The organism is Symmachiella dynata (assembly GCF_007747995.1).
Lineage (GTDB): Bacteria > Planctomycetota > Planctomycetia > Planctomycetales > Planctomycetaceae > Symmachiella > Symmachiella dynata.
This window is the reverse complement of the sequence record NZ_CP036276.1, coordinates 2,706,799-2,721,066: the sequence shown is the minus strand read 5'-3', so window position 1 is coordinate 2,721,066 and position 14,268 is coordinate 2,706,799. Positions and strand designations below refer to the sequence as shown.

The window sequence follows — 14,268 nt, the reverse complement described above, 5'->3', positions numbered from 1 at the left end:
GGCATTTGTTGGTAAGTGATGGAATCTCGAGAGGCAACTTGCCGCAATGGTTTCGTAAGGCAACGTTTGCGCCGGTTTGTTTCGAGAAATCAACACCCCTCTTCATCCCGAATTCAATGAACCCGCCTTTACATGCATCGGCCGCGCGTGATAATTGAGGATCAAATTGACAAAATACTCGCTACAGGTTGTTTCAAAACCCTCTGACGCGTGCCGCTGATACTGATGTGTAAGTTTCCGGAACAAGCGCAACCAGGTTTTGAAACTCGTTTAGGAGTTGTGAGATGGGATATATTGTTAGCGCCTTGTTGATCGGACTGGCGATTTTAATTCATGAGATGGGCCATTTGGTCGCCGCTTGGTGGACCAAGATTCCGGTCACCCGGTTTTCCGTAGGGATCGGCCCCAAGGTTTGGGGCTGGCGGCGGGGCGAGACCGACTATTGGCTGTCTGCGATTCCGCTGGGAGGCTATGTCCTGCCGGCGGTGGAAGATCACGACGAGTTTGTGAAGATTCCCGTGTCGCGACGTTTGATCTTTGCCTTTGGCGGTCCGGTCGCCAATATCCTGCTCTCATTTGTCTGCTTGGCGATCTACAACGTCTTGCAGGGCGGGTTGAGCCTGTCGGCCATCTCAGTCGAACCGGTCGTGCAGATCGGCAATATGATCATGGCGATGATCGCCGCTATCGGGGGATTGTTCACAGGTGCCGGTGAAGTATCTGGCGTCGTGGGCATCGTGGCTGTGGGGGACAAAATTGTCTCCGGTGGATTTATCGGGATGCTGAAATTCCTGAACGCGTTGAGCATTAGTCTGGCTGTCTTCAACATGCTGCCGATGCCTCCGCTGGATGGCGGCAAGATTATGATGTATCTGCTCGAATCGATCGACCGTCGGTTGCTATGGTTGCACGAACGCTTGACGATTGCGGGCATTGTGCTGATCCTCGGTTTGATGGTTTACGCAACCTATGGCGACGTGCAAGCGTTGCTTCAATAGGCGTGAGGCGTGAGGCGTGAGGGGACAGGCGTGAGCAGAAAGAGGGACCGGATGGTTCATCAACGCTCCTGCCTATCTTTCAAGCCACACTAGACGTCCCCACTTCACACTGCGTCCCCCTGCCAACACTCAAGCCAGTCCCCTCAAGCCCCAAGCCTACTCCCAGAATGGATTCTCCATCATTTCATCGATGAAAACTCTTCCCCCCTCGGACACGACCTATTTGTTTTTGGTACGACACGGCGCGACGGATGCCAATTTGCAGCAGCCTTATATCTTGCAAGGGCAAGGGATTAACGGGCCGCTGAGCAAATTGGGTGTGCGACAGGCTGCCGCGTGTAGCGCGTTGTTAAGCGAGTTTCCTCTCTCACAAGTCTACGCCAGCCCCATGCTGCGGGCACAGGAATCGGCGGCGGCCATTGCTAAGCCGCACCAGTTGCCGGTGCAGACAGCCGGGGACATTAACGAATGTGACGTGGGCCGCTGGGAAGGGTTGGACTGGGGTTCGATCGAGCGGGATTTTGCCGAGGCGTATGCCTATTTTCGCGAAAACCCGGCCAAACATGGCTATCTGGAAGGCGAGTCGTACGGCGACGTCGCAGCCCGGGTGACGCCGGTGCTCAACGGGTTGTTAGAGAAACACCGGGGCGAATCGATCGTCGTGGTGGCTCACAACGTCGTCAATCGCGTCTATCTGGCGACCCTGCTGGGCGTTCCGCTGGAACTGGCTCCCACGATCCGGCAAGCGAACTGCGGCGTGAACATTATCCGCCACAATCCACAGGAGACGGTGGTCACCACGATGAACGCCGCGTTTCATCTCGATGGATTGACGGTTGGGTGATGCCGCTTTTTGAACGGCTCTGCTCGGAGTCGGAAAGCGATGAGTGCTTCCCACCGACACCATCTCACTAGTTCTGCGGCGGTTGTTGAATGGGTTGCGGCGCGCCGGGTGCGTTTCGTTGTGCCGCAGCCTCTTCGGCGGCGCGAATACGTTCTTTGTACAGCGACGTGAGATCGACGGGAGTGGGTGTTTCCGGCGGAATGAACGTGAACTCGCTATCGTCGATAACGCCGTTGAGTTCAATATCGCGAAACGCCAACGTGAGCATGGGCCGCGCGTGATTGCGTCCCGCCACTTTTTTCAGGTACTGGATTTTCAGGGGAAATCCTGTTTGCCGGTCGAGGTAGACTTTCACAAAATCGGGAACCAGCGATGGCAACGCCTGCGCGGGCTGCTGTCCCTCTTTTTGCCCACCTTGGGGACCAGCGTTGGCTTGTTGCGGTGGGAGGAACCGACTGCGAAATTGTTGGTTCCAGGTCCCTTGAATCATCCAGACGCTCTTGTCGCCCAGTGAATCGTCCTTGAGGTTGTCGAAGGTCATCGACTGTTCCATGGCTGCTAACAAGCCGGGAAGTCCTCCAAAGCCCATTTCAGCGATAAACATGTCCGCTGTCGCGACCTTGCTAGCGCTGGCGGCTTCTAAGATTTCACGCACATTGCGCCGCGTGAGTTGGACCTCTTCGCCGATGATGTGCCGAGTATGCAAAACCTCGCCGTCACAGACTTCCATCATCGCACCGATGGTCTGTCCGATTTGCAGGTCGAATTCCAAACGCAGCTTCATTTTGCCCCGCTGCAGGTAGCGTCCGGTGGCTGTAAATCCGTGATTCCCGATTTCGACCGTCTCGATGACGTTGGCACGTATGGATTGGTGCTGCGAGAGCAATTCCCGTGATTTTCTGAGGGCATCGGTCGCCGTCGCTTTGTTGCCCCCCTTCTCAGGCGGTTTCTCCGCCGGGGTTTCTGCGGGAGTTTCAGCAGGTTTTTCCGCGGACTCTTCGGGCGCGGTTTCCGCCTGAGCGAGCGTCAAATCGGCTCGTGGCTGTTGATTTTGCGGCCCGGTTGGCAAATCCGGAAGAATTGCTCGGTGCAGCTCTGGCGGTGCAGCATAACCGTAAGCCATTGCTGCAACGAGAGTTGCAGCCACACATAAAATGGGCAAGGTTTTTGTCATGTTACGAAAATACTGAATTCACCAAAGAAACGGGGCGGGTTATTCCGAAAAAACTGATTGTGATCGCATGCCGTACGGAAATTGCCATTCGACTGCGTGAACAAATCGGCGGTGATGCTGCCTGTTGGTACGTATGCCGCTTTTGGGCGATCTGTTTGATGGTTTTAGTGTATTCGCTAGGCCGCAGGTAGGTCGACCGCAATCCAGAAGAAACAAAATCGGGACAACGGCGCAGGAATACGATTGGATCCGGCGCTTGAGTCGCAGCGGGAGCGGGGTGTTTGGGAAACGTTTCACTGAGACGAATCCTGTTGGCACCAGTCACATTACTTAAGTACCCGAGGGGGTTATGATGAGATCCTACTTTTTGGCATTAAGCACTGTGGTCGTCGTGAGCGTCGGCTGCAGCTCTTACGACACATGTCCAGACGACTGTAATGGCGGTGGACCTGGAGGATCCGGAGGGTATCCTTCGGTCGATTCCAACCAATACCACGCGCCCCCGGCCCAACATCTGTTGCGTCCTGGACCCATGGTTGATGGCCCTGGCCCGGGCGTGCTGCCGATGATGGGTGGCATGGGCATGGGAGCCGGCGGACCGTTTTCGACGCAGACTTCGCAACTCCGCTTTATTGGCCCGGCCGGTATGGGCATTGGCTGGCAGATCAACGGCGGATTCGCCGAAGAGCAGTTGACGGCTCCGGGACGGTACAACTTCAATCAAGGCGCGACCTATCGCCTGAAGTTGACCAACGTTCCGGATCGCGCCGGCATGGTGCTGTATCCCACGCTGCAAGTTTACATGTCGCAGCCGACCACCGATGCGTACTTGTCGCACAATCCGATTCCGATCCAGCTCACGGATGAAGACATCGATCAAGTCGATGCCAACAACTTCGTGACCAAAGTCATCTACTTGCCGGATGCGGAACATCAAGAATTGGCGATTGCCGGTGTGGAAACCTTGGTCTCCACGCGACTTGACCCGGGTGTTGATCCCGTCCGTGAAGCCAGCCGTCGTGGTTCGATCATGGCTGTGATTCGCATCGGGAACATGGATCTGGAAATGGCCGATGGAATGCCCGTTGCGGGTGCCAATGGCCAAGTCCTCCCCGCTTCGCACATTCGCCACATCAGCGGTAAAAACGATCAGCACGCTCCGCCGATGCCGATTGGATACATTGGTGCCGATGGCGTGCCGACAGCGATGATGATGGGTGCCCCCCGCGCTATGGGTGGCGTTCCGGCCTACAATCCGGTCAGTGGTGTCAACGGAACTCCGATTTGGGGTCAGCCGATGACCAGTACGCCGATCGGATTGCCCGGTCCTCCGCACTTGCCGTACGGCGGTCCTGCTGGACTGCGGTCGCACACGGTTCGGAACTTGACCAAAACGCACATTCCGAAACCGACGCGTGACCTGCTGATTGATGTTAAGCACAAGCCGGGTATCAATCTGCCTGATCCCGTCAACTACGTGGAGTACGAGGAACGCCACTACGGTGCGAAACCGATCGAGCACCTCAAGCAACACCGTGCGAGCCAAATCGAGCTGCGTACGATCCTCGACGGCAACCAGTTGCAAAACTGCCCTCCGGGTGCCCAACAGTAAGCACTCGGCGAGCTATGTGACGACCGCTGCCAATCTAACCGGAACCGTGCCGCCAGCATTTAGGGCGGCACGGTCTCCGGCCCGCGGCGGGAACAGTATTTAAAACGCGAGACGTCGGAACGCCCCGAGCGATAAAACGCTTGGGCAGTGACGACACAATTTATCGGTCGCAACCACTTTTTCTCTATTGCCTGGAACGTCAATCGTGATGTGGCGCATTGAACAGACACGGCAAGATACGGCAAAGCTACTCGTCGGATTCGTCCGCCGAAACATGACTAGCCGGTCGTTGACCATCCTCTTCGCGGGACTGGCATTATGGGCTACGGGGTCTACGGCTTGGGCTCAGTCCTCAGGCCGCTATTACCCGTTGAACCAAAACACGCCGCCAGGTGTCGCCGGACGTTGGGCGGGCTTGATCGGCAAAGCCGACGGCCACTACTTTCAGCCGGTGCGGGTGGAACTTCCCGGAGACGGACAAGTCACCTTCTACGGAGCTGGCGGAGAGGCCAACGAATCCCCGGCCCCCGGACAGATCGGCATGCTTGTCGGGCATGTCTATCGCTTTCGAATCAGTCACATGCCGCAACATCCCGGAGCAGAGTTGTATCCCAGCATCGAACTGCTGGATCGACTGCATCCTCCGCGCGGTAGAGCGGCTGACTTCCCGATCCCCATTACATTCTCCGACAAAGAAATCGAGTTGGCGCTCAACGGCCGGATGGTCACCAAAGTGATTTATCTGGAACAACCGCAATTGGCCAATCCGATCAAATTCGACGCAAAGGTCCCGGTGGAAGTTTTGGCGCCGCAACAAAATGCACTCGCCGCCGCCGATTACTACGGACGGCCGATGGCCATTGTCCGCTTGGGAGGCCGTGTCCCCTTGATGCAAGGGAACAACAATGATTTCTTCGGCGACCAAGCGCCGATTGCTGTCTCGGCGACAGCCCAACCACCTGGTCAAGCGGTCGCCCCATCCGGACGGATGATTACGAAATAGAGTTTTTAGCCAGCGAATCAATTCAGTCCATTGTACACACTGCGATACCACACTCCGGGCAACATACAGAGACACGGGAACATGACAATTCAAAAAACAGACAGCGCAGCACAGCGATGGCGACATGCGGCAATGCGTCTGGGCTATGTTCCCGCCGCACTGTTGTTATTGGGACTGTGCTCTTGTTCCAGTAGCCGGAACCAAATCTCCGGTGATCCATTCGGTACCGACACCGAGACACTCACCGTCAATGCCATTGAGGAGACGCCCGCAGGCGTCACCGCCCCGGTGGAATCGGCCGTGCATGTTGAATCGGCTCAAACCGAACGTGTGAATTCGCGTCGCAACTCGACGGCGGGTGAAATTGTACAACTGTCCGGCCATAGTATGGGGACGGAGTACTGCCCTGAGGATTGCCTGGATGGAAACTCAGCCGGCGGCGTCGGCTTTGGCAGCGGGCATGCGTTGTTTCCGCCGGCGATGCCAACGATGATCACCGAGGATAACACAGCCTCGCAAGCGAAATATCCGGACGAATACATTTACGACGGCGGCGACCGGGCCACGTCGGTGCACTACACAGGTTACGGCTTGGGCGGTTTCGATCCTGAGGATGCGATTGCTGAGTACCGCGATGAAATCGGCGAGCGGCATATTAAAAAATCGAACCGCGTCGCTGTCTACTCGCCGCGTTTTGCAGCAGTGAGCGTCATCAGCACACTGGGTGAAGGAACGGACATCGATCAGGCGGTCGGTTCGGAAGTCTCGGAATACGGCGTGAACTACTACAACCGCACGGCGATCGTCGAGCATCAAGAAAACCTGGGCACTGAGCGGGTGCGGATGCGTAAACGTGCCAGTGGCCTGGATCGCGACATGATTACGTCGTTGGTCGACAAGCCGGTCACCTTGGTCGAAAACACGAAGTTGATCAACGCCTTCGAGGATTACAAGTTTATCGTCGCTGGCGAGTTGATTCAGGACGAAGCGGCCGTGATTGGCAAAGCCGTGCAAGCAGCAGCGGTTTGGTCGCATCGCGCCTATCCGGTGCTGGCCGCCAAAACCACCGGCTCCAACGAAGTGTATTCCACCTGGACTGCACAAGAGTTGGCCGCTACCGACGATCCCGACAAGAGCAAGGGTCAGATTCGTCTTGTGAAGTTGGCTGACAAACATGTGGCTGAAAAAGGAGAGATCGTCACCTTCACGATTCGCTACGATAACATTGGCGACCTGCCGGTGAACGAAGTGGTCATCATGGACAACCTCACCGTGCGGTTGAGCTATGTTGAAGGGACTGCGACCTCGGACCACGCCGGCAAGTTTGTCACCGAAGACAACGGTGCGGGAAGTCTGATTCTCCGCTGGGAGTTGGATGAACCGCTTGCGGGAGGAGAAGGCGGCGCCGTGAAATTCGAGACACGCGTCGAATAGCAGACCAAGACTTTACAAGCATGCAACGTTAAGGATTCCCGCAAGTCCGGATTCCCGCCGGCTGTCAATTGGACAGCACGGCGGGATTTTTTTTTTGCGCTGTTGGCTGATTGCGAGTGTAGCAGCCAAACCCGGTTGACCCGGTTTTCCGCGCAGCGATATTAGCCCCGTCGTTTACGGCGGGGGATTGCGTGCTGCTAAAACCGCGCGGCCGTGGCTCAAGCCGTACAGCGAGAAGCCTCGTGAACGAGGCTCAGCGGCGCGAAGTGATGCTGTGTTCCCCGCCGTAAACGGCGGGGCTAATACTCGCGTTCCGCGGGGGAAGTCCCGTGAACGGGACTCTGTATCGAGCGCGCCCAAAAAACGTTCATTCATTTCGCGTTGCAGAGCGATCCAAAGTCATAAAATGCGCGCCGCTCAATTGCCATTCGGATATACAATGAGATCCAAATACTGTTCCATCTCCGGTAGCAAGAAAAGTGCAACATCGACTCGGTGACCTTGCAATTCAGTAGGAGGCAATGGATTGTTTAGCAATTGTTCGCCAATAAACGCCTTGAACGCGCCCATTGATCCCGCCGTCGTTTCAGACCTGACCAAAAACGTCACGTCTCCTGATTGGCCAACTCGGCGCTCACGCCACTCAGCAATCCAACGCAATGCTTCCGCCCAATCCGATTTGAATTGAATAATGGATGCGCAATCGATCGAAATCGTTGTAGCGTAGACTCCGCCGCCGAACCATCCCCCGCCAACTTCTTCAATGCTTAACACAGCTACACCTAAGGCGGTCACCATTCTAAGTGGGATACTAGCAAGACGGAATCATTTAGCGTCGTTGTCCGGTTTCGTCCGAGGCTCCCGCTTCGCCATCCAAAAGAAAATAACGGCACCAACACCCAACGACAAATTCGTATATCCCCCCATATTTCGCGTCTCTCGCGAAACAGCGGGTTCGAGATATCCCAGCATCAACCATACGGCAGACATGATCATCAGCATGATGGTCAGGAAATTAGCGGTCGATCGTGCACTCATCGTCGCGCCTTGGCTTGCAAGACGGCGATGAACCGGTTGGCCTGCGCGTAGCCTTCGTATTCGGCCCGCTCTTCGTCCGTCAGTTCACCCTCGTTCGCTTTGTGAGCAAGAACTTCGATGCGTGCCTGCATTTCGGCATCGGCGTGAAAATCAATAATCCGGTGCGCCTGGTCAGGACTGAGAATGCTCAGCAACGGATCAGTCGCTCGGTCGAATGCGGTATTGTTAGCGGTTGGGTTCATGCTGAAATTATAGCATATTGCGGTCCTAGGTGGCAAAGAGAATTTGAGCGAAGCGTTCCTCTCAGCCCGATCTCCGGCCAGCGCCTGAGGCCAGCCCGGTTGACCGGGTTTTCCGCACAGCGGTATTCGCCCCGTCGTTTACGGCGGGGGCTTGCGTTCTGCTAAAACCGCGCGGCCGTGGCTCAAGCCGTACAGCGAGAAGCCTCGTGAACGAGGCTCAGCGGCGCGAGGTGACGCTAGTTTCCCCGCCGTAAACGGCGGGGCGAATACCTGCGTTCCGCGGGGGAAGTCCCGTGAACGGGACTCTGATTAGGCGTCTAATGTAACTGGAATCCAGTCAGGGCGAATGATTTCTGAAACTGTTGTTCCCGGTGAGATGGCCCCAATCCATCAAGGCTGCAATGCCAATCATAAAACACCAGCGTGCCCGTGCGTGGGAGGCGGCTTTTTTTGGCAGAGTCAGTCATGGCATACGCTCATGCGTGTCGGTGTTATTCCGATGATTGTGTCCAACTGATACGACAATCGGGTAGGGCTTTCTGGAGTTTATCGACCCCTGCTTGCGTGACATATGTGTCTTCGACAAACAAGTACCCAAGGTTGGTCAGCCCACGGAGGTGCTCTAGGCCAACATCACTGATTTTAGTGTTGTCAAGAGCTAAATGTTGAAGGTTTGTCAGTCCTCGAAGATGCCCAAGCCCTGCGTCACTAATTTGCGTGTCGCCGAGCGCCAAGTACGCAAGATTTTTTTGTCCTCGGAGATGTTCCAGCCCAGCATCAGAGACTTGGGTATACCTGAGCTGCAAGTTCTCAAGATTTGTCAGTCCTCGAAGATGCTCAAGCTCTGAATCACTCACTTGGGTGCCAAGGAGATCTAGTACCTTAAGCATGGTCAGCCCCCTGAGTTGCACAAGCCTCAAATCACTGCCGTGGGTCTCAGATAAATCAACTATGCTTACTCTCTCGAACACGGTTAAATACTCATCACTAACCGCATCTGGAATCCAGGCGGGACGAAAGATCCTTGCTCCTGTAGTTCCGCCCAACCCTTGAAACTCAGCACTCACCCTCTGCTCCCGATGATACGGCAACCACACCATCAACGCTCCACCGCCAATTAGGAGCACCCCAGCAATGAGCACCAGTATGCCTGTGCGTGGTAGACGGCTTTTTTGGGCGGAGTCGGTCATGGTAAACGCTCAATTATGTCATTGATTTGGAGTCTTTTCACTCGGGGCGTCCAATTGATTATACAATTGGGTAGAGATTGGTGGAGCCTTTCGATTCCTGTTCGTGTAACTGTTGTGTTGCTGACGTTTAGGGAGCGAAGGTTGGTTAGTCGTTGCAGGCGTTCAAGCCCGCTATCACTCACTTGAGTGTCATCGAACGACAGGTACATTAGGTCAGTTAGCTTTCGGATATGTTCAATGCCCTCATCACCGACTAGAGTGCTGCTAAAGGAGATGTCGGCAAGATTGGTTAACCCCTGAAGATGCACTAGACCATCGTCGCTGACTTTGGTGTTGCCAAGCCATAGACAGTTCAGGTTAATTAACCCGCGTAGATGTTCAATCCCGACATCACTGACCTGAGTGCCATTTAGTGACAGTTCTTCGAGTTTCGTTAACCCTCGGATGTGCTCAAGCCCCTCATCACTGATTTGCGTATTGTTGAGATATAGGTATTTCAGCTTGATTAGCGGTCGGAGGTGCTGAAGACCGGAATTGCGAACCCGCGTATTATCGAGGACTAGCCACTGAAGGTTGGTCAACCCCCGAAGATGCCTAAGCCCTACATCCGTGATTTGGGTCTCTGAAAGGGAAAGGGATTCAAGGTGTGTGAGCCCATGAAGATGTTCAAGTCCCGCATCGCCGACCAGGGGATTGGAGAATTCAACAAAAGCTATTCTCTCGAACACCCCCAAATACTCATCATCGATCGCATCCGGGACCCAGAAAGGACGAACGATAGTAATTCCCGTTCGTCCACGAAGTCTTTCGACCTCAGCAATCACCTGTTGCTCACGATGATACGGCAACCACACCATTAACGCCCCACCGCCAATCAGCAACACCACGGCGATGAGCACCAGCGTGCCCGTGCGTGGTAGGCGGCTTTTGGGGGCAGAGTCGGTCATGGGGGACGCTCATTTGTGTCAGTGGTTCGGCGTTATTCCGATGGTGGTGTCCATTCGATTTCGCAATCAGGTAGGGCTTTCTGGAGTTTTTTGATTCCTGCATTCGTAACGTTGGTTTTGAAGAGGAATAGACGCTGAAGATTTGTCAGACCTTGGAGATGTTCAAGCCCAACATCACTGACTCGAGTGCTGTCGAGCGATAGGGATTCAAGGTTGGTCAATCCTTTGAGATGCTCCAATCCGACATCGCTGATCTGAGTATTTGTAAGCGAGAGGCGATTGACGTTGATCAATTCACGGAGATGTTCTAATCCAGCATTACTGACTTGTGTGTTGCGGAGCCACACGACTCTAAGTGTGGTCAGCCCTCGGAGATGCTTAAGTCCAGCGTCGCTGACTTGGGTGTCGTCGAGATCAAGGACCGTTAGCTTTGTTTGCCTTCGGAGATGCTCAAGCCCAGCGTCAGTGACTTGTGTACTGTCGAGAGATAAATAATCAAGATTATTCAGTTTTCGAAGGTGTATAAGCCCTGCGTCACTGACTTGGGTGTCGGCGAGCGAAAAGTCAACGAGGTTGGTCAGCGCTTGGAGATGCTCAAGTCCCGCATCACTCACTTGGGTGCTGTTAAGGAGCAGAGTTTCAAGGTTGGTCAGTCCTCGGAGACATTCAAGCCCTGCGTCAGTGACTTGGGTATCGAACAAATCAATCCAGCATACTCTCTCGAATACTGCCAAGTATTGGTCGTCTATTGCATCCGGTATCCACGCAGGACGAACGATCTCTGTTACTGCTCTTCCTCCCAGTTTCTCAATCTCAGCCATAACCACTTGATTGCGATGATACGGCAACCACACCATCAACGCCCCACCACCAATCAGCAACACCACAGCGATGAGCACCAGCGTGCCCGTGCGTGGGAGGCGGCTTTTGGGGGTGGAGTCGGTGATGGGAGCGCTCCATTGTGTTTGTGGCTTGGCGAGATTAACTCGCGGCCAAGTCTCGTAACACCTTGTGCAGGATTCCGCCGTTGCGGTAGTACTCGACTTCGACCGGGGTGTCGATGCGGCAGCGGGTGGTGAATTTGATGGTGCTGCCGTCGGCTTTGGTGGCGGTGACTTCGACGTCTTGGCCCGGTTTGATGTCGTCGGTCAGGGCGATGTCGAAGGTTTCTGTGCCGTCCAGTCCCAGGGCGTCGCGGCTTTCGCCGGTTTGGAATTCTAAAGGCAATACGCCCATGCCGACGAGGTTGCTGCGGTGAATCCGCTCGTAAGATACAGCGATCACTGCGCGGATGCCGAGCAGGTAGGTTCCTTTCGCAGCCCAGTCGCGCGAGGAGCCGGTGCCGTATTCCGCTCCGGCCAGAACGACCAACGGCGTGCCGGATTCTTTGTACTTCAGTGACGCATCGTAGATCGACATTTGTTCGTCGGTCGGCAGATAGGTCGTCACGCCTCCTTCGGTGCCCGGTGCGAGTTGGTTACGCAGGCGGATGTTGGCGAATGTGCCGCGGGTCATCACACGGTCATTGCCGCGACGGCTGCCGTAGCTATTGAATTCGCTGACGGGCACGCCTTCGGCTTGGAGATACAATCCGGCAGGTGCATCGGGTTTGATAGCGCCGGCGGGGCTGATGTGGTCGGTGGTGACCGAATCGGCGACGGAGACCAGGCAGCGTGCGCCGTTGATCGAAGCAATCGGCGGCGGCTCGACCGGCATGTCGACAAAGAAGGGCGGCTCTTGGACGTAGGTGCTTTTTTCATCCCAGGCGAAGAGGTTCCCCTCGGCTCCGGAAATCGCCTGCCACTCCGGCGGACCGTCGGCGGCATGCGCGTATTGGGTGGCGAACATTTCGGCGTCCAGCGAACTGGCGATTGTATCGATGATTTCTTTTTGCGTGGGCCAGATGTCTTTGAGGAATACGTCGTTGCCATCGGCGTCTTTCCCCAGCGGATCTTTGCTGAGATCGATGTCGGTCGTACCGGCGATGGCATAGGCGACCACCAGCGGCGGGCTGGCGAGGTAGTTGGCTTTGACCTGTTGGTTGATGCGGCCTTCGAAATTCCGGTTCCCGGATAGAACGGCCGAGACAACCAAATCGCCTTCGGTGACTGCTTCGGAAACGGCCGTAGGGAGCGGGCCGCTGTTGCCGATGCAGGTCGTGCAACCGTAGCCGACCGTTTGAAAGCCGAGTGCGTCAAGGTCTTCGTTCAGGCCCGACTTTTCGAGGTATTCGGTCACCACACGGCTGCCGGGAGCGAGACTGGTTTTTACCCACGGCTGACGGTTGAGTCCTTTGGCTCGGGCTTTGCGGGCCAACAAGCCGGCGGCCAACATCACCGAGGGGTTGCTGGTATTGGTGCAAGAGGTGATGGCGGAGATGACGATCGCGCCATCGGTGATCTGCGAGGTGCTGCCGTTGTCCTGCACGGTGACGGGCGCCGAGGGGGCGGACTTGCCGAACGTTTCCGCCAAGTCCTTGCGCCATTGTTGTTTCATGTTGGTCAGCAAGATGCGATCTTGCGGACGTTTGGGACCGGCCATGGAACTGACAACGGTGCTCAGGTCCAACTCCAACGTGCTGGTGAATTCCGGATCGGCGGATTCGGCCGTGTGGAACATTCCCTGTTCTTTGTAGTATCGCTCGACGAGATCGACTTCGGCGTCGGTGCGTCCGGTGCGGCGCATGTAGGCGAGCGTCTCATCATCGACAGGGAAGAAGCCCATTGTGGCACCGTATTCGGGCGCCATGTTGGCCAAAGTCGCCCGGTCGGGGAGGCTCATTTGTTCCAGGCCCGGGCCGAAGTATTCGACGAACTTGCCGACCACGCCATGCGCTCGCAACATTTGGGTGACCGTCAGTACCAAGTCGGTGGCGGTGGTTCCCTCGGGGAGTTTTCCTGAGAGTTTGAAGCCGACAACTTCCGGCGTGAGCATGTAGATCGGTTGTCCGAGCATGACCGCCTCAGCTTCGATGCCGCCCACGCCCCAACCGACGACGCCCAGGCCGTTGATCATCGTGGTGTGGCTGTCGGTGCCGACCAGGCTGTCGGGAAAGGCAACGCCATCGCGGGTGAGCACGACCTTGGCGAGGTATTCCAGATTCACCTGATGGACAATGCCGGTGGCCGGCGGGATCACGCGGAAGTTCTCAAACGCCTGTTGGCCCCACCGCAAGAATTGGTACCGTTCTTGATTCCGCTCGAACTCACGTTGGACGTTGTGTTCCAGGGCGAAGCGGGTGGCGAATTCGTCGACCTGCACGGAGTGGTCGATGACCAAATCGCAGGGGACGAGCGGATTGATTTTTTGCGGGTCGCCTCCCATACGGACCATGGCGCTGCGGAGAGCGGCGAGATCGACGACAGCGGGCACGCCGGTGAAGTCCTGCAAGACCACGCGGCCCGGTTTGAAGGGGATTTCGTCGCGGGCGACGTTTTTAGCATCCCAAGCGGCCAATTTGGTGACGTCGCTTTCGTTGACGACAAAGCCATCGACGTTGCGGAGACAGGCTTCCAGCAGGACGCGGATGGAATATGGCAGTTTTTCGATATGGCCGATCCCATCCTCAATCAGCTTGCCCAGCCGAAAGATGGTGTATTCGCCCCCCACGGTTTTGATTTTCGTTTCTGCCCCAAACGGATTTCCGCCAGCCATCGGTACCTCTCCCTGTCTACGCTATTCCGCTAAGAATCCGGTTTTTTCCGGCCAATATTGTCTGTAATCAGCATTTGTGCCCCTGATGATATTAAGGTCTTGGGAAAAAGAGAAGTGAGCGGTTGTCACGGC

At 55.9% G+C, this 14,268-nt stretch carries 14 protein-coding genes; 6 read left to right on the top strand and 8 right to left on the bottom strand.

Features of this window, described 5'->3' with window-relative positions; translation table 11 throughout:
• The first annotated feature begins 284 nt into the window (after window positions 1-284).
• Window positions 285-998, top strand: a complete 714-nt coding sequence (locus Mal52_RS10470; protein WP_145375997.1) for a site-2 protease family protein — start codon at window positions 285-287, stop codon at window positions 996-998.
• Window positions 999-1,188: 190 nt separating this feature from the next.
• On the top strand, window positions 1,189-1,842 hold the full coding sequence (locus Mal52_RS10465) for a histidine phosphatase family protein (RefSeq protein ID WP_145375996.1): 654 nt from the start codon (window positions 1,189-1,191) through the stop codon (window positions 1,840-1,842).
• 67 nt (window positions 1,843-1,909) lie between these two features.
• On the opposite strand, the gene Mal52_RS10460 is transcribed toward Mal52_RS10465, so the two are convergent.
• Window positions 1,910-2,872, bottom strand: coding sequence for a hypothetical protein (locus Mal52_RS10460; RefSeq protein WP_145375994.1), 963 nt, complete (start codon window positions 2,870-2,872; stop codon window positions 1,910-1,912).
• A gap of 8 nt (window positions 2,873-2,880) precedes the next feature.
• Between Mal52_RS10460 and Mal52_RS10455 the strand changes: the two genes are divergently transcribed.
• From Mal52_RS10455 to Mal52_RS10440, 4 genes are all read left to right on the top strand, one after another.
• Window positions 2,881-3,207, top strand: a complete 327-nt coding sequence (locus Mal52_RS10455; RefSeq protein ID WP_145375992.1) for a hypothetical protein — start codon at window positions 2,881-2,883, stop codon at window positions 3,205-3,207.
• A 341-nt stretch (window positions 3,208-3,548) separates the two neighbouring features.
• Window positions 3,549-4,628, top strand: a complete 1,080-nt coding sequence (locus Mal52_RS10450) for a hypothetical protein (protein ID WP_197534806.1) — start codon at window positions 3,549-3,551, stop codon at window positions 4,626-4,628.
• 205 nt (window positions 4,629-4,833) lie between these two features.
• The gene (locus tag Mal52_RS10445) at window positions 4,834-5,631 is read left to right on the top strand and encodes a hypothetical protein (RefSeq protein ID WP_145375991.1); all 798 of its coding nucleotides are present in this window, start codon (window positions 4,834-4,836) and stop codon (window positions 5,629-5,631) included.
• 81 nt (window positions 5,632-5,712) lie between these two features.
• Complete coding sequence (locus tag Mal52_RS10440; protein ID WP_145375989.1) at window positions 5,713-7,065, top strand: DUF11 domain-containing protein; 1,353 nt, start codon at window positions 5,713-5,715, stop codon at window positions 7,063-7,065.
• Between the two features lie 417 nt (window positions 7,066-7,482).
• On the opposite strand, the gene Mal52_RS10435 is transcribed toward Mal52_RS10440, so the two are convergent.
• The 7 genes from Mal52_RS10435 to acnA form a co-directional block, all read right to left on the bottom strand.
• Complete coding sequence (locus tag Mal52_RS10435) at window positions 7,483-7,839, bottom strand: hypothetical protein (RefSeq protein WP_145375987.1); 357 nt, start codon at window positions 7,837-7,839, stop codon at window positions 7,483-7,485.
• A gap of 51 nt (window positions 7,840-7,890) precedes the next feature.
• Entirely contained in the window at window positions 7,891-8,103 is a 213-nt protein-coding gene (locus tag Mal52_RS10430) for a hypothetical protein (RefSeq protein WP_145375985.1), read from the bottom strand.
• Window positions 8,100-8,345, bottom strand: a complete 246-nt coding sequence (locus Mal52_RS10425) for a DUF896 domain-containing protein (protein WP_145375983.1) — start codon at window positions 8,343-8,345, stop codon at window positions 8,100-8,102. Before Mal52_RS10425 ends, Mal52_RS10430 begins: the two co-directional genes overlap by 4 nt.
• Before the next feature lie 491 nt (window positions 8,346-8,836).
• A complete protein-coding gene (locus Mal52_RS10420) occupies window positions 8,837-9,535 on the bottom strand; it encodes a leucine-rich repeat domain-containing protein (RefSeq protein WP_145375980.1) in 699 nt (232 codons plus the stop codon).
• A complete protein-coding gene (locus Mal52_RS10415) occupies window positions 9,532-10,482 on the bottom strand; it encodes a leucine-rich repeat domain-containing protein (RefSeq protein WP_145375978.1) in 951 nt (316 codons plus the stop codon). The genes Mal52_RS10420 and Mal52_RS10415 overlap by 4 nt, the downstream gene beginning before the upstream one ends.
• Window positions 10,483-10,514: 32 nt before the next feature.
• Window positions 10,515-11,381, bottom strand: a complete 867-nt coding sequence (locus Mal52_RS10410) for a leucine-rich repeat domain-containing protein (protein ID WP_145375976.1) — start codon at window positions 11,379-11,381, stop codon at window positions 10,515-10,517.
• Window positions 11,382-11,463: 82 nt separating this feature from the next.
• Window positions 11,464-14,136, bottom strand: a complete 2,673-nt coding sequence (gene acnA, locus Mal52_RS10405; RefSeq protein ID WP_145375974.1) for an aconitate hydratase AcnA — start codon at window positions 14,134-14,136, stop codon at window positions 11,464-11,466.
• Between the last annotated feature and the right edge of the window lie 132 nt (window positions 14,137-14,268).